Genomic DNA, 14889 nt, shown 5'->3' with positions numbered 1-14889 from the left:
GCCCCGGGCTCCGACCGGGGCCCGGCCGGGCGGCCGGCTCAGGCCACCTCGGCCTCCCGCAGCGTCCTCGTCGTGTCGACGGCACCCTCCCTGGCCGACACCAGGCGCCCGTTTCGGACGACCTGGACGGTGACGTCGGTGTTGACCAGGCGCGGGAAGCCCACCGAGGCCAGTTTGTCCTGGAACCGCCACCGCAGCTCCGGTGTGAGCCCGCCCGTGCCGACCTTCAGCCCGTCGTCGAGGGCCCGCGTGAGGGCGTCGGCGGTCACCTCGCGGTCGCCGAGCGCCTCGACGACCTCCTTGAACACGGTGTACGCGATCCAGGTGGTCTGCACCCCGGCGTCCGCGGCGTCGATGCTGTTGTCGCCGAACGCCTCCTGGTCGATCACCTGCTTCATCCCGTTCCAGCGCGGATCGCTCGCGGCCGGGTACCAGCCGGTGACGTAGGACCCCTCGTACGGGCCGGACGGGCCGCCGGTCGCGGTGATCGTCGTCTGGTCGACGCTGCCGAGCACCGTGCCGATGCGGACCTCGGGGTAGTCCTCGCGCTCGCGCCGGAAGGAGTCCATGAAGGTGCTGGTGCGGTCCCCGAGGACGGGCACCACGCAGCCCTCCTCCAGCGGATCGGCGGTCGCCTCCCGCAGCGCCCGCTGCGCCTGGTCGCCGTACCCGGTGGCGTCCTCCGGCGCCCGCTGGTCGTCGGCCGGGGCGTGCCCGCCCGCCGCCAGGCCGGAGTCGAGCAGCGCGGACAGGTGGTCGCCCGCGATGGTGTCGGGGCGCACCAGGGTGACGGGGCCGCAGCGGGGGGCGAGCGCGCTGCCGAGACCGGCCAGCAGGGCGGGCTGGCCGCCGTTGACCGGGTAGGACAAGGGGCTGGTGAACTCGGTGTTGGTGATGCCGTAGCCGCCGATGTAGGGGATGCCGGCGCCTTCGAGCACGGGGAAGAAGGAGTCGGCGTGCTGGCTGTAGGAGCCGACGACCGCGACGGCGTTCTCCTTGACCGCGCGCCGGGCGCATCTGGCGGCGGCGATGCTGTCGTTGTGTTCGTTGCAGGTCAGGACGTTGAGCGGATGGCCGTTGATGCCGCCCCGGGCGTTGATCCAGCGGGCGTAGGCGCGGGCGAAGGCCGGCATGCCGGGTTTGTTGGTGGCGCCCGTGTCCTGCGGGGCCCAGGTCATGACGGTGATCGGGTCGCCCCCGGAGCCCCCCGTGGCACCGGGGACGATCCCGCAGCCGGCGACGAGCGACGTGCAGGCCGTCAGGATGCCCGCGGTCAGGACGCCGGTTCTGGCGGACCGGGTGAGGAGGCGGAAAAGGAGGATGCTGTGCTTGCGTCGCCTACCGGTCATGGACCCGCACGATTCCCTCACACGGCTAACCTGGAAGCGACCTCCGGTCAATGCGTGGTGACGCGGAGGTGAATTGCGGGGGCCGGTGGGGAACGCGCGGAGGGGAACGTACGATCGATGACCGTGCAAGGTACGGAGAACACTTCCCGTCGCGGCCGCCGCTCCTCCACCATGGGCGGCATGCCACTGAACGACATGCCGTGGTGGCGCTGGCGCAGCCATGTGCGCTCCGCGCTGCACATGCTCTCCGACCCGGACTTCCAGCGGGACGTCTGGCTGGCCGGGGTGGACGGCTACGGCGACGTCACCGACGCGGTGTACCGCCTGGTGGAGGACACCTGGCTGGACCACTGGTCCGCGGAGAAGTACGTCGGCACGATCTTCCGCGACTCGCAGGAGGCGGCGCTCGTCGACACCGCCGTGCTGCGCGTGCTGCGGATCATGCACGAGGTCGGGCCGGACGCCCCGGTCCAGACCTACCTCGCCCACCCGTCCTGGCCGGACGCGGTGCGCGCGGCACGCGACGCGCACATGCGGCTGTCCACCGCCGACGGCGACGACCCGGACGCGGCGCCGCGCAGCCTGGAGGTGCTGCGGATCCTGACCCGGTCCGCCTAGCGGGACGGCCGCCGGCGCGGGCGCCGGGTATGGGACCCTGTCCTGCATGAACGAGCAGTCCACCCGAGCCGCGGCCCCGGCCGCCCAGTACGTCCTCACCCTCTCCTGCCCGGACAAGCAAGGCATCGTGCACGCCGTGTCGAGCTACCTGTTCATGACCGGCTGCAACATCGAGGACAGCCAGCAGTTCGGCGACCACGACACGGGTCTGTTCTTCATGCGCGTCCACTTCTCGGCTGAGGCCCCGGTGACGGTGGACAAGCTGCGCGCCAGCTTCGCGGCGATCGGCGACTCCTTCCACATGGACTGGCAGATCCACCGGGCCGACGAGAAGATGCGCGTCCTGCTGATGGTCAGCAAGTTCGGCCACTGCCTGAACGACCTGCTCTTCCGGGCCCGTATCGGGGCGTTGCCGGTGGAGATCGCCGGTGTGGTGTCCAACCACACCGACTTCGCCGAGCTGGTGGCCTCCTATGACGTCCCCTTCCACCACATCCCCGTGACGAAGGACACCAAGGCCCAGGCCGAGGCGCGGCTGCTGGAGATCGTGCGCGCGGAGGGCGTCGAGCTCGTCGTGCTCGCCCGCTACATGCAGGTCCTCTCCGACGACCTGTGCAAGCAGCTGGCCGGGCGGATCATCAACATCCACCACTCCTTCCTGCCGAGCTTCAAGGGCGCCAAGCCCTACCACCAGGCGCACGCGCGGGGCGTGAAGCTGATCGGCGCCACCGCCCACTACGTGACGGCCGACCTCGACGAGGGGCCGATCATCGAGCAGGAGGTGGAGCGGGTGGGCCACGACGTCACCCCCGAGGGGCTCGTCGCCATCGGACGGGACGTGGAGTGCCAGGCGCTGGCCCGGGCCGTGAAGTGGCACGCCGAGCGGAGGATCCTCCTCAACGGGCGCCGGACGGTGGTGTTCGCCTGAGGGCTGCCGTCCGGACCGGACGGCGCGGAGGCGGCGCCGCCGTCCGGCGCCCGTCGGGCGGGCCCGGCGCGTGCGGCCGCAGGCGCGGGAGCGGGCCGGCGCGGCCGGCGCGGACGACACGGACGGCGCGGACGGCACGGACGGCGCGGAGCGCCGGCGGGTGACGGCGACGTGGCGGACGCGCGTGCCGGCCCCCGCCTCCGCGGCATGATCCGGACGACCGCCCCGCGGCGTCCGGCAGGCGCCCGCCGCCACCTCGAACGCAGTCGGCGCGCCCGACGGGACGCGCCCCTTTGTGGCGATGCGCGCCCCGGGGCGGCCCGCGGGCGGTGATGCGCGTATCCCGCGGGCTCCTCGGGTTCCCCGCGCGTCTCCACCCTTTGATCAGGTTTGATCAAAGGGGATTGAAAGTGACTTAATTAAGGCTTTTCTGATCGGAGTTTGTTTCCGGCGCGGTGTTTGCGGGAACGGCCGGTGGGCAGGTGCGCGCCCAAGAAGCGTAGGCGCTGCTTCCGTTTTGGCCCGGCGGGCCCGAACCGGACGTCCCGGCGAGCGAAAGGCGTGGTGGTGACGTTCAATGTAAACGCGGCCGATCAGGGCGAATGGGCCGTGCTCCAAGTGTCGGGCGAGCTGGACCTGGTGACGTCGCCGGTGCTGCGTCAGCGGGTGCACGACGCGGTGGCCCAGGGCCGCCACAGCCTCGTCCTCGACCTCTCCGAGGTCCTGTTCTGCGACTCCAGCGGCGTCGGCGTCCTCGTCGCCGCCCGGCGCCTCATCCGTTCCTGCCAGGGCCGGTTGCGCCTGATCCTGCCGGCCCGGGGCGCGACCGACGGGTCCCACGTCAACCGCGTCCTCGGCGCGCTGGGCGTGCGCCGGCTGTTCGACGTCCACCCCGACCTCGCCTCCGCGACCGGCGACGAGCCGCGCACGCCGGCCGCCTGACACCGTGGCGGGCGGCGTCCGCCCGCCACGGCACCGGACCCCCGCCCTCCGCCGCACCCCTGTCCCGGAGTTCCCCCGGTTCCGGTACAACCCCCACCTTCCGGCGCCTGGACGGCCCCCGTCGACGTACGCTCCGAGCAAGACGCACCCCTCCGACGTAAGGCGGCCCGAAGAGAGATGGACAGCAGCGAGTACGAGCGCAGGATCGCCGCCCGGTTCGCCACCTTCGACCAGGACGGCAACGGGTACATCGACCGTGAGGACTTCAACGACGCGGCCAAGGCGCTGCTCCAGGAGTTCGGCACGGCGGCCCGGTCCGACAAGGGGCAGGCGCTGTACGGCGGCGCCGAGGCGTTCTGGCAGGGCATGGCGGGCATGGCGGACCGGGACGGCGACCAGCGCATCACGCGCGGTGAGTTCGTGGGCGACGCGGTCAAGCGCCTGCGTGACAGCCCCGACCGGTTCGCCGAGATCGCCCGCCCCTTCCTGCACGCGGCCCTGGACGTCGCCGACACCGACGGCGACGGCGCGATCACGGTCGAGGACGCCGTGCGCGCGCTGGTGGCGCTGGGTGTGCCCCGCGAGGCGGCCCGGTCGGCCGCCGCCGCGCTCGACGCCGACGGCGACGGGATGGTGGGGGAGCCGGACGTCGTGCCGGCCTTCGCACGCTACTTCACCGTGCCCGAGTAAGCCCCCCTGCACGACCTCGGGCGTCACGCAGCGTAGATGCCGGATCGTGTCCTGCGCGCGGCCGGTCACGTTCCGGAGTCGGCACCGGCCTCCGGTACCTTGGGTGGGATGCGAGTGGCCCCGAGCGCGAACCGTGCCGGAGCCGCCCCCGGGGCGGCTCCGGACCAGGCGGTGCGTGCCGCTGTTCGCAAGGCGGGACGGCCGTGCGGCGTCGTCTGTTCGACTCCTCGCGACGAGCGTCGCACAGTATGCCTCACACCTACTCCTTCGCGCTGGAATATGCCCGAAGCGCTTGTTGGGGTGACTGTACGTCAACCATGCTGTCCCACAGGGGGATCACGTTCCGTGACCCCTGTCGTCCCGGCCGTTGTCCTGGCCATGCAGAAGATGGCTACGATCGTGGCCCTCATGAGGCGCGAGCCTAAGTGTCCGCCGGTTCGGATGGTGTGAGCGGTGCAGGTGCTTCGAGTGCAGCTGGAGATCCGACCCGACCCCGCGGAGGTGGGGCGGGCCCGGAAGTGGGCCCGTTCGCGGCTCGCCGGGTGCGGGATACGGGATGACGAACCGCTCGCCGAGACGCTGGTCCTGCTCGTCTCCGAACTCGTCACCAACGCCGTGGTGCACACCGGCTGCCCCGCCGTCCTGCGGCTGTGCCTGCCGGGCTCGGTCACGGACGGGGCGACGGTCCGCCTGGAGGTGGCCGACTCCAGCGACCGGGCCCCCGTGCCGCGGTGCGTGGACGACGACGAGACCGGCGGACGCGGTCTCGCGCTGGTCGACGGCCTCGCCGACCGCTGGGGCTGGAGCCGCGAGGGGGACGGCAAGCGCATCTGGTGCGAACTCGACCGCTGCGGCCGTGAGGCGGAGGCCGCGGCGGCCTTCCGGGACGGCGCGGCGTACGGCGTGGAGGCCGGCGGCGTCCCGGCGCCGACCGGGCTGGCCTTCGAGGCGGTGTAGCGGCACGGGCGGGCGGAGCCCCGCCCTGCCGCGGCGGGGTGCGGCGATGCGCCGGGTCCCTGCTCCCGTGCGCGGCCTTGTGAACCCGGTGCGCAGGAGGAACGGCACCGCCGCCGTTGACGGCTCGTCACCGTTTCCTCACGCTTGTGTTCAGCGATTCGCCGTGAGGGGACGGCGAGGGTGCGGTGACGGAGGCCCTCGGCGAGTGCGGGTCGTGATTCGGCGTGGTTCCCCCCGGACTCCGGGGGCACCGGGGAGGGAACGCCGGGGTCGGATGGCGGCGCGATGTCCTGCTCGGGGCGGGCGGCACCGCGTCGCCGGTCGGCCGGCCGGGCGGGGACGCGGCGGGGCGGGCGGCCTTCGGCCGCGGATCCTTCCGCGTCAACGCCCGTGCGGCGCCCGGGACGAGGCCGCCGCCGGGTGGTCGCCCCGCACCCGGAAGGTCCGCCGGTACGCGGTCGGTGTGACCCCCAGCGCCGCCTGCAGGTGCTGCCGCATCGACTGCGCCGTGCCGAAACCGGCTTCCCCGGCCACCTGGTCGACGGACAGGTCGGTGGACTCCAGCAGGTACCGGGCCCGCTCGACGCGCTGCTGGATGAGCCACTGCCCCGGGCTGACACCGACCTCCTCGCGGAACCGGCGGGTGAAGGTGCGTACCGACATGGACTCCTGGGCGGCCATGTCCCGCAGCCGGATCGGCTCGTGGAGCCGGCCGAGCGCCCAGGCGCGGGCGCCGGTCGTCGACGCCTGCCGCGGTTCGGGCACCGGCCGCTCGATGTACTGCGCCTGCCCGCCGTCCCGGTAGGGCGGCACCACCGTGCGGCGGGCCACGTCGTTGGCGACGGCGGTGCCGTGGTCCCGGCGCACGATGTGCACACACAGGTCGATCCCGGCCGCGACCCCCGCCGAGGTCAGCACGTCGCCGTCGTCGACGTACAGCACGTCCGCGTCGACCCGGACCTTCGGGAAGAGTCGCTGGAAGTGCTCGGCGGAGGCCCAGTGCGTGGTCGCCGGGCGGCCGTCGAGGTGGCCGGCGGCGGCGAGGACGTACCCGCCGGTGCAGATCGCGACGAGCCGGGTGCCGGGCCGGACGCGAGCCAGCGCGGCGGCCAGCTCCTCGGTCAGCACGCCCTCCTCGTGGACCGGGCCGAGCTCGTAGGAGGCCGGGACGACGACGGTGTCGGCGGTGGCCAGGGCCTCGGGGCCGTTCTCGACCATGATGGCGAAGTCGGCGTCGGTCCGGACCGGGCCGGGCGGCCGGACCGAGCAGGTGACGACCTCGTACAGCCTGCGCCCGCGGTCGTCCCGGGCGAGCCCGAAGATGCGCTGCGGAATGCCCAGTTCGAAGGGGAGCAGCCCGTCGAGGGCGAGGACGACGACGCGGTGCGGGCGGGTCCGGGACGCCCGCTCCCCGAGGGCGGTTCGATTCGTCATGGCCTGATCCTAGCCAATGCTGTCCTTCGGGCCACTCGATGCGGCGGAGCGACGCCCGGAAGCTCTATGACGTGACCCAGACAACCGAATCCGCAGCCGTGGTCCCGGCGTCCGGAACCGCTCGCCCGGCCCGTCGGCGCCGCGTCCACCGAGCCTGGTTCGTCGCCGCCGTCACCTTCGTGACGATCGTCGGTGCCGCCGCCTTCCGTTCCCTGCCGGGCCTGCTCATCGACCCGCTCCACGAGGAGTTCGGCTGGTCCCGCGGCACGATCGGCGCCGCCGTCTCCGTCAACCTCGCGCTGTACGGGCTGACCGCCCCCTTCGCGGCGGCCCTGATGGACCGCTTCGGCGTCCGCCGGGTGGTCGCCGTCGCGCTGACCGTGATCGCGGCCGGCGCGGGCGCGACGGTGTGGATGACCGCCGCCTGGCAGCTGATGCTGTGCTGGGGCCTGCTGGTCGGGCTCGGGTCCGGCTCGATGGCGCTGGCCTTCGCCGCGACGGTGACGAACCGCTGGTTCACCGAGCGGCGCGGCCTGGTCAGCGGCATCCTCACCGCCGCCTCCGCCTCCGGTCAGCTCGTCTTCCTGCCCCTGCTGTCCTGGATCGTCGAGACGCACCACTGGCGCCCGGCCGCCGTCACCGTCGCGCTCGCCGCGCTCGCGGTCGTCCCCTTCGTCTGGCTGCTGCTGCGCGACCACCCGGCGGACGTGGGGCAGAAGCCGTACGGCGCCCAGGAGTTCGTCCCCAAGCCCGCCCCCGTCCCCGGTGCCGCGCGCCGGACGCTCACCGCCCTGTCCTCGGCGGCTCGCACCGGTCCCTTCTGGCTGCTGGCCGGCTCCTTCGCGATCTGCGGCGCCTCGACCAACGGCCTCGTCCAGACCCACTTCGTGCCCGCCGCCCACGACCACCACATGCCGGTCACGGACGCCGCCGCGCTGCTGGCCGTCATCGGCGTCTTCGACGTGGTCGGCACCATCGCCTCCGGCTGGTTCACCGACCGCTTCGAGTCGCGCCGCCTGCTCGCGGTCTACTACGCCCTGCGCGGCGTCTCCCTGGTCTTCCTCCCCCTCCTGCTGGCGCCCACGGTCCACCCGCCGATGGTCCTCTTCATCGTCTTCTACGGCCTCGACTGGGTCGCCACCGTGCCGCCCACCCTGGCGCTCTGCCGCGAGCAGTACGGTGACGACAGCGCGATCGTCTTCGGCTGGGTCCTGGCCTCCCACCAGATCGGCGCCGCCCTGGTCGCCTTCCTCGGCGGCGTCGCCCGCGACACGTTCGGCTCCTACGACGTGGTCTGGTACGCCTCCGGCGCGCTGTGCGCGGCGGCGGCGCTGATGGCGCTGGTGATCCGGCGGCCGGCCGGGCCCGTACCGGCGGTCGCGGCCTGAGACCCGCCGCGCGCGCTCCCCTCCCACGGGGTGGGAGACGTGCGCCGCCGCCCGCCGCCCGCCGCACGCGCGCTCGCGGCGGGACCGCCGGCCGCCGCGGGACCGGCGACCGCCCCGGTCCCGTCACGACGGTCCTCCGCTCGACCGCCTTGCCCCCGCGCTTCACGTCGATGCCCCCCGGGTCCGTGGTCCGTTCCGGCACGGGCTCGTCCGACCGGACGCCGATGCGTCGCTGACGAAATTGCCAACAATTCGCGGGGAGGGGAGGGGAGCAAAGGCGGTTCGGATGAAAGACGGAGGGGACTCACAGCCTTGACGCCAGGCGCGACCCGGATTGAATGAGCCGATGGCCCGTACACGTGAACCCTCCCCGTCCCCCGCCGTCCCCGAGCCGCACGGCCACGGCCTGCGCCTGCGGGCCTGGGACCCCGAGTCCGACGCCGACGCCGAGGCATGGCTGCGGGGCGTGCGGGATCCCGACTTCCTGCGTTGGAACACGCTGTTCAGGCAGGTCACGGACATCGACGGCGCGCGCGAGTCGCTGCGCGCGCGGGCCCTGGACGCGGCGGACGGCCGGTCGGTGTCGTTCCGGATCACGGACGCGGACAGCGGCACGACGCTCGGCCACATCGGCGTCAACCGGATAGACCTCGCCCTGAGGCAGGCGTGCGTCGGCTACTGGGTGCTCCCCGAGGCCCGCGGCCGGGGCGTCGCCACCCGGTCACTGCTGCTCGCGGCCCGCTGGGCGTTCGGCGCGCTGGGGACGCACCGCCTGGAGCTGGACCACGCCCTCGGCCACGAGGCGTCCTGCCGGATCGCCGAGCGCTGCGGGTTCCGCTACGAGGGGACGATGCGCGGCGTGCTCCTCCAGCCGGGACGCCACGACGCCTTCCGCGACGCCCACCTGCACGCCCGCCTGGCCACGGACCCCGAACCGGAGGTGCCGTAGCGCCCGCCGTGCCGGCCGGTCACGGCCAGAGCAGCCGCCGGGACCACCCCCGGCCGGCACGCCGGTAGGCGAGGCGTACGTGGCGGCGCCGGGGCTCGCCCTGGAAGAACTCCGCCTCGTCGGGGCGGAGCCGGTACAGCGTCCAGGACGGAACCGGCGTGTCCGGCGCGCGCACGGCCCGCTCCCAGGCCGCCTCCGACGCCCGCGCCAGTTCCTCCAGCGATCCCAGCTCCCGGCTCTGCCGGCCGGTGAGGGCGGCGGCCAGGGCACCGGCCGAGCGGGCGTGCAGGTCGGCCTGCGCCTCCTCGGGCGGCGCGACGGCGACCGGGCCGCGCAGGCGCACCTGGCGGCCGAGCGCCGGCCAGTGGAAGGCGAGGGCGGCGTACGGGCGGGCGGCGAGGTGGCGGCCCTTGCGGCTGCCGGCGTGCGTGGCGAAGGACCAGCCGTCCTCGTCCGCGCCGTGCAGCATCACGATCCGCACGTCCGGCAGGCCGTCCTCGTCCGCCGTCGCCAGCGACACGGTGTGCGGCTCGCGCTGCCCGGCCGCCACCGCCTCGGCGAACCACCGCGTGAACAGGGGCAGGGGAGCGTCGGGGGCGGTGTCCGGGTCGAACGGCGGCAGCTCGGTGACCTCGGGGTCCCACACCCGCAGCGACCTCAGCAGTTCGTGCAGATCCGTTCCCATGCCCCGATTGTCGCGGCCCCGGCGGCGGCGCTCACACCGAGCCCAGGTCGGACGAGACCCACCGCTCGGGCCGCATGTGGACGACGACCTGCTCGCCGTGGTTCTTCCAGGCGAAGTCGACGTACCCGTCGACCTTCTCGGCCGGCAGGTAGCGGGCCGCCATCTCCCGGAGCCGCTCGACGGTGGCCGGGACGGTCCGGACGACGGGGCCCTCGACCGACACGTACCGGATGGTGGGCTCCAGCCGGTCGACCATCAGGGAGAACCGGCCCGCCCTGCCGATCAGCTCGTTCTTGCGGGAGTCGAGCCCGGTCATGATCCATACCTCGCCCCCGGGCTCGTACTGGTACCAGATCGGCACGGTCAGCGGGGCGCGGCCCGCTCCCGCGTCGACCGCGAGCGCGGCGACGTGCGGCTCGGCCAGGAACTGTTCACGCTCTTCGCGGGTCAGGGCCATCGCGGTCTCCTCCGGCGGATCGGTGTCTTGCCGATGTCACGGGAACACCGGGAGGGCCGCGCGGTGTTCCCTCCGCTCCCGCCTTTCCGTCCCGTCCTCCGGGACGCCGCCGGAACCCACCGCCACAACGCGACAGGCGGCGGTCCACCGGGGTGGACCGCCGCCTGCCAGACAGGACTCGGGGTGCGGGGAAGGGCCCGGCCGGACCCGGGACGCCCGCGCTACTTCGCCGGCTTCTTCCCGGTCACCCCCAGATGGACCAACAGCGCCAGGCCGGGCTTCAGTTCGGTCTGCTTCACGCCCCAGGAGGAGACGGCCTTCTGGTGCGAGGCCACGGCGGCGAGCATCGCGACCAGCGCGCCCGCGATCGCCGCCGGGTTCACGTCCTTGTCCACCCGGCCCTTGGACTGCAGCTCGGCGACGGCGTCCGCGAGGGAGCCGTTCACCGAGCTGAGGATCTTCGTGCGGATCTTGCTGAACCGCTTGTCGCCCTCGGCGGCCCCGAGGTCGACCACGCGCAGGATCGCGTCGTTCTTGCGCCAGAAGTCCAGGAACCCGTCGACGAGCTCCTGCGCCGTCTGCCAGCCCGCCTTGCCGGCCCAGGAACGGCCCTCCACCAGGCCCGCCAATGCGGCGCCCCGGGAGGCCATTTGCTCGGCGATCTCCAGGACGGCGCCCTCGACGTCCGGAAAGTACTGGTAGAAGGTGGCCGGCGAGGTGCCCGCCTTGCGCGCGACGTCGATGACCTTGACGTCCCGGTAGGGGGAGGAGCCGAGCATCTCGCCGAGGCAGTCGAGCAGCTTCTGCCGGGTCGCCTGCCCTCGCCGGCCGGCCACGCGGCCGTCGACGGTACGCACTTGTCCTGTCATGCCGTCAGCTTACCGAGGGGGCATCGGGGCGCTATTCGGCCGACTGCAAATGGGGTGTGCGGGCGCGGAGGGGCTGGTGTGCCTGGTCTGCGCGGTGCGCGGCATCCGGTTACTTTGACGACATGGCCGAAAACAGGGCATCCGGCGACAGTGCCTCACCAGCCGCGGGGGGCGGCTTCCCGGAGGGCGCTCCGTGCTGGGTGGACGCGCAGCTCCCCGACGTCGAGGCGGGCAGGCGGTTCTACGGCGAGCTCTTCGGATGGACCTTCGAGGACCGCGCGGAGGCGGACGGCCGCACCCGGGTGCCCGGCTCCTCGGTGTGGGCCCTGCTGGACGGCGAGCCCGTCGCCGGCCTCGCGCGCAAGCCGGACGGCCGGCTCCCCACCGTGTGGACGGTGTACTTCGCGACCCCCGACGCCGAGGCGCTGGCCGCGCGGATCGCCCGGGCCGGCGGACAGGTCGTGAGCGCCCCCCGGCCGGTCGGCGAGCTGGGCACGGCCGCCCTGGCCACCGACGCGCAGGGCGCCGTCTTCGCCCTGTGGCAGCCCGCCGCCCACCCCGGCTTCGGGCGGCGGCACGAGCCGGGCGCCTTCGCCTGGGCCGAGCTGTACACGACCGACACGGAGGCCGCCAACGCCTTCTACGGCGGCCTCTTCCACGATGCCCTCTTCGGCCCGGCCGCCGACCCCGACTTCGGCCGCGCCCCCCTCTCCGCCGTCTTCCCCGCCGAGATGCCGCCCCACTTCCTCACCCACTTCGGGGTCGAGGACTGCGAGGCCGCCCTCGCCGCGGTCGTCCGGCTCGGCGGCCGGGTGCAGGCGCCGCCGTTCGGCACGTCGTACGGGCGGGCGGCCGTGGTCGCCGACGACCAGGGGGCGTCGTTCGCGCTGCTGCAGCGCTGAGGGCCCGGGTCCGGTTCCGGGCCGCCTCCGCGGCACGCGGCTCCACGCGCCGTATGCCCCATATGGTGCTGGACACCCCCTTCCTCCCCTGGTTCGCCACCAGCGGTCCGGACAGGAAGAATCAGGGTGCGTGCCGCCACGGCGGTGCGGTGGTGAGACGCTGCACTTCGGCCGCGTTACATATGTGGGTGCGCGGCTCGTACGGGGAGGTGGCAGGCAAGTGGTGGATCAGCTGACGCAGCACGATCCGCGGCGGATCGGGCCGTTCGAGGTGCTGGGACGGCTGGGGGCCGGCGGCATGGGGCTGGTCTATCTGGCGCGCTCGGCGTCCGGCCGGCGCGTGGCGATCAAGACGGTGCGGACGGAACTCGCCGAGGACCAGCTGTTCCGGGTCCGCTTCACCCGCGAGGTGGAGGCGGCCCGCGCGGTCTCCGGCTTCTACACGGCGGCCGTGGTCGACGCCGACCCGCGCGCCGCCGTGCCGTGGCTGGCCACCGCGTACGTGCCCGCCCCCTCGCTCGAGGAGATAGTGAACGAGTGCGGCCCGCTCCCGGCGCCGGCGGTGCGCTGGCTGGCGGCGGGCATCGCGGAGGCGCTCCAGTCGATCCACGGCGCCGGACTCGTCCACCGCGACCTGAAGCCGTCCAACGTCCTCGTCGTCGAGGACGGCCCCAGGGTGATCGACTTCGGCATCGCCTCCGGTGTGTCGAACACCCGTCTGACGATGACCAACGTCGCCGTCGGCACCCCCGCCTACATGTCGCCCGAGCAGGCGAAGGACTCCCGCAGCGTCACCGGCGCCAGCGACGTGTTCTCCCTGGGCTCCACCCTCGTCTTCGCCGCCACCGGGCACGCCCCCTTCCACGGCGCCAACCCGGTGGAGACGGTCTTCATGCTGCTGCGCGAGGGCCCCGACCTGGACGGGCTCCCCGAGGAACTGCGCCCGCTGATCGAATCCTGCATGCAGATGGAACCGGCGGCCCGCCCCACCCCCGCCGACCTCCAGGCCCAGCTCGCGCCGCACCTGTTCGGCTCCGGCACCGACGACAGCGGTACGGCGTCGGCGTGGCTGCCCGAACGGGCCGTCGGCCTGATCGAGGCCCGCCGCAACGGCCGCCCGGCCACCCAGACGACCCGCGGCGGCGGCGCCGGCAACGGGGGAGCGGTCCCGCGGCCCCCGGTGCCGCCCCCGCCCTCCCACGACCCGGTGGTCCCGGCGCCCGCCGTGCCCGCCCCGCCCCCGCGGCCGCCCGCGCCCGCGCCCGTGCCGCAGCCCGTCGGGTCGCCCGACACCGGGCCGGTCCGGCTGGCGGGCGCGGCGGTGCCCATCGGACCCGGCCCGCGCGTCGCCGACATGCGCGTCACCGCCGTCCGGGCGCCCGCGCCGGAGTCCGCCCTGGCCGCCTCCTGGTCCAAGCCCCGCCCCGGCGCCGACCTCGCCGTGTCCGCCGTACCCGCCGCCCCGCCCGTCCCGGCGGCGCCCCCCGCGCCCGAGCCGGCGGCGACCGGCTGGCGTCCCTGGCGCTTCCGCATGTCCAACGACCTCTGGGGCACCCCGTCCGTCGTCGGCGACCTGGTCTACGTCACCTCCTTCGAGGTGCACGCGCTGGACGTGGCGACCGGCCGCCGCCGCTTCAAGACACGGGACGTGGCCTGGTCGATGACGGTGGCGGACGGTCGCATCCACGCCTCCGACGGCCCGACCCTCTTCGCGCTCGACGCCCGCGAGGGCACCGACCTGTGGCGCCTGCCCACCGACGCCTGGGTGTACTCCCTCAAGGCCGACCGGGGCACGGTCGTCACCGGCACGCGCGGGGGCGGCGTACAGGCGTGGGAGGCCGCGACCGGCCGGAAGCTGTGGGAACTCACCGGCTGCCAGACCGACTTCGAGTCGCCGGAGGCCGGACCGGTCGTCCACGACGGCACGGTGTACGTCTGGCAGGACGCCCGCCTGCGCGCCCTGGACGCCCGCAGCGGCGAGGAGCGCTGGTCGTACCCGATCGGCGACGCCGCCTCCTGCGGCGGTGTGCCGGTCCGCCCGGCCCCGGGCCCGGACGGCTGCGTGTACGTCTCCGCCGGCACCCGCGTCGTCGCCCTGGACGTGGGGAGCGGGCGCCTCAGGTGGCACTTCGAGGCCCCGGCGGTCTTCCTCTCCCCGCCCGCCTTCGTCCCCGGCCCGGCCGTCACCGGCGGCGGGGTCTACCTGGCCGACTACCTCGGCACGGTGTACGCCCTGGACGCCGCCGACGGCCGCGACCGCTGGCGCATCGCCACCGAGTCCCGCGCCTGTGTCGAACCGGTGCTGGTCGCCGCCGGCCACGTCCACGTCGGCAGCGGCAAGGGCCTGTACACGCTGGACGCGGTCACCGGCACGCCCAAGTGGCGCTTCCAGGCGGGCGGCGACATCGTGGGCGCGCCCGCGGTGGCCGAGGGCCGCATCCACTTCGGCTCCACCGACCACCTCCTGTACACCCTGAAGGCCGACGACGGCCGCCTGCGCTGGAAGCTGGCGACGGGCGGCGAGATCACCGGCTCCCCGGTGGTGAGGGACGGCATCGTCTACGCGTGCAGCAAGGACCGCTGCGTGTACGCGCTGGACGCGGAGAAGGGGACGGGAACGGCCCGCACGTCCTGACCGGCGGGACCGTGCCGGGCCCCGGCACACACCCGTGGGGCCGGCGGCCGCCCGGGCCGGGAAGCCGGCGGTCCGCCGGGTCCGGT

At 74.2% G+C, this 14889-nt stretch carries 14 protein-coding genes; 9 read left to right on the top strand and 5 right to left on the bottom strand.

The window, feature by feature from the left end; genetic code table 11:
• Positions 1-38: 38 nt before the first annotated feature.
• Complete coding sequence (locus ACSU6Z_RS12770; protein WP_437045372.1) at positions 39-1349, bottom strand: ABC transporter substrate-binding protein; 1311 nt, start codon at positions 1347-1349, stop codon at positions 39-41.
• A gap of 117 nt (positions 1350-1466) precedes the next feature.
• Between ACSU6Z_RS12770 and ACSU6Z_RS12765 the strand changes: the two genes are divergently transcribed.
• The 5 genes from ACSU6Z_RS12765 to ACSU6Z_RS12745 all read left to right on the top strand — a co-directional run bounded on the left by ACSU6Z_RS12765 (position 1467) and on the right by ACSU6Z_RS12745 (position 5484).
• A complete protein-coding gene (locus tag ACSU6Z_RS12765) occupies positions 1467-1967 on the top strand; it encodes an SCO4402 family protein (protein WP_437045370.1) in 501 nt (166 codons plus the stop codon).
• Positions 1968-2013: 46 nt separating this feature from the next.
• Positions 2014-2895: a formyltetrahydrofolate deformylase gene (gene purU / locus ACSU6Z_RS12760; protein ID WP_437045368.1), complete on the top strand. Its 882-nt coding sequence runs from the start codon at positions 2014-2016 to the stop codon at positions 2893-2895.
• 561 nt (positions 2896-3456) lie between these two features.
• Complete coding sequence (locus ACSU6Z_RS12755) at positions 3457-3837, top strand: STAS domain-containing protein (protein ID WP_437045366.1); 381 nt, start codon at positions 3457-3459, stop codon at positions 3835-3837.
• Positions 3838-4014: 177 nt separating this feature from the next.
• Entirely contained in the window at positions 4015-4527 is a 513-nt protein-coding gene (locus ACSU6Z_RS12750; protein WP_437045364.1) for an EF-hand domain-containing protein, read from the top strand.
• Positions 4528-4995: 468 nt separating this feature from the next.
• Positions 4996-5484, top strand: coding sequence for an ATP-binding protein (locus tag ACSU6Z_RS12745; protein ID WP_437050283.1), 489 nt, complete (start codon positions 4996-4998; stop codon positions 5482-5484).
• A 381-nt stretch (positions 5485-5865) separates the two neighbouring features.
• Here ACSU6Z_RS12745 and ACSU6Z_RS12740 read toward each other — a convergent pair whose 3' ends face one another.
• On the bottom strand, positions 5866-6918 hold the full coding sequence (locus ACSU6Z_RS12740) for a GlxA family transcriptional regulator (RefSeq protein ID WP_437045362.1): 1053 nt from the start codon (positions 6916-6918) through the stop codon (positions 5866-5868).
• Positions 6919-6989: 71 nt separating this feature from the next.
• Between ACSU6Z_RS12740 and ACSU6Z_RS12735 the strand changes: the two genes are divergently transcribed.
• Together ACSU6Z_RS12735 and ACSU6Z_RS12730 are read left to right on the top strand one after the other, a co-directional pair.
• Positions 6990-8306 (top strand): MFS transporter, encoded by a 1317-nt coding sequence (locus tag ACSU6Z_RS12735; RefSeq protein WP_437045360.1) that lies wholly within the window; start codon positions 6990-6992, stop codon positions 8304-8306.
• 346 nt (positions 8307-8652) lie between these two features.
• A complete protein-coding gene (locus tag ACSU6Z_RS12730; RefSeq protein ID WP_437045358.1) occupies positions 8653-9255 on the top strand; it encodes a GNAT family N-acetyltransferase in 603 nt (200 codons plus the stop codon).
• 19 nt (positions 9256-9274) lie between these two features.
• On the opposite strand, the gene ACSU6Z_RS12725 is transcribed toward ACSU6Z_RS12730, so the two are convergent.
• The 3 genes from ACSU6Z_RS12725 to ACSU6Z_RS12715 form a co-directional block, all read right to left on the bottom strand.
• Positions 9275-9940 (bottom strand): pyridoxine/pyridoxamine 5'-phosphate oxidase, encoded by a 666-nt coding sequence (locus ACSU6Z_RS12725; protein ID WP_437045356.1) that lies wholly within the window; start codon positions 9938-9940, stop codon positions 9275-9277.
• A gap of 31 nt (positions 9941-9971) precedes the next feature.
• Positions 9972-10397: a pyridoxamine 5'-phosphate oxidase family protein gene (locus ACSU6Z_RS12720; RefSeq protein ID WP_437045354.1), complete on the bottom strand. Its 426-nt coding sequence runs from the start codon at positions 10395-10397 to the stop codon at positions 9972-9974.
• A gap of 221 nt (positions 10398-10618) precedes the next feature.
• The gene (locus ACSU6Z_RS12715) at positions 10619-11254 is read right to left on the bottom strand and encodes a TetR family transcriptional regulator (protein ID WP_437050282.1); all 636 of its coding nucleotides are present in this window, start codon (positions 11252-11254) and stop codon (positions 10619-10621) included.
• A gap of 134 nt (positions 11255-11388) precedes the next feature.
• Between ACSU6Z_RS12715 and ACSU6Z_RS12710 the strand changes: the two genes are divergently transcribed.
• Together ACSU6Z_RS12710 and ACSU6Z_RS12705 are read left to right on the top strand one after the other, a co-directional pair.
• Positions 11389-12168, top strand: a complete 780-nt coding sequence (locus ACSU6Z_RS12710; protein ID WP_437045352.1) for a VOC family protein — start codon at positions 11389-11391, stop codon at positions 12166-12168.
• A 220-nt stretch (positions 12169-12388) separates the two neighbouring features.
• Positions 12389-14803 carry an outer membrane protein assembly factor BamB family protein gene (locus tag ACSU6Z_RS12705; protein ID WP_437045350.1) on the top strand — a complete coding sequence of 805 codons (2415 nt, stop codon included), beginning with the start codon at positions 12389-12391 and terminating at the stop codon, positions 14801-14803.
• Positions 14804-14889: the final 86 nt, after the last annotated feature.

The organism is Streptomyces sp. enrichment culture, assembly GCF_964273145.1.
GTDB lineage: Bacteria > Actinomycetota > Actinomycetes > Streptomycetales > Streptomycetaceae > Streptomyces.
This window is presented reverse-complemented; position numbering and strand designations above follow the sequence as displayed.

Bases quoted from the DNA above. Each gene is read 5' to 3' on its own strand.
- ACSU6Z_RS12710 (WP_437045352.1), top strand. From the start codon at position 11,389: ATGGCCGAAAACAGGGCATCCGGCGACAGTGCCTCACCAGCCGCGGGG.
- ACSU6Z_RS12725 (WP_437045356.1), bottom strand. From the start codon at position 9,940: ATGGGAACGGATCTGCACGAACTGCTGAGGTCGCTGCGGGTGTGGGAC.
- ACSU6Z_RS12730 (WP_437045358.1), top strand. From the start codon at position 8,653: ATGGCCCGTACACGTGAACCCTCCCCGTCCCCCGCCGTCCCCGAGCCG.
- ACSU6Z_RS12750 (WP_437045364.1), top strand. From the start codon at position 4,015: ATGGACAGCAGCGAGTACGAGCGCAGGATCGCCGCCCGGTTCGCCACC.
- ACSU6Z_RS12740 (WP_437045362.1), bottom strand. From the start codon at position 6,918: ATGACGAATCGAACCGCCCTCGGGGAGCGGGCGTCCCGGACCCGCCCG.
- ACSU6Z_RS12765 (WP_437045370.1), top strand. From the start codon at position 1,467: ATGACCGTGCAAGGTACGGAGAACACTTCCCGTCGCGGCCGCCGCTCC.
- ACSU6Z_RS12770 (WP_437045372.1), bottom strand. From the start codon at position 1,349: ATGACCGGTAGGCGACGCAAGCACAGCATCCTCCTTTTCCGCCTCCTC.
- purU (WP_437045368.1), top strand. From the start codon at position 2,014: ATGAACGAGCAGTCCACCCGAGCCGCGGCCCCGGCCGCCCAGTACGTC.
- ACSU6Z_RS12720 (WP_437045354.1), bottom strand. From the start codon at position 10,397: ATGGCCCTGACCCGCGAAGAGCGTGAACAGTTCCTGGCCGAGCCGCAC.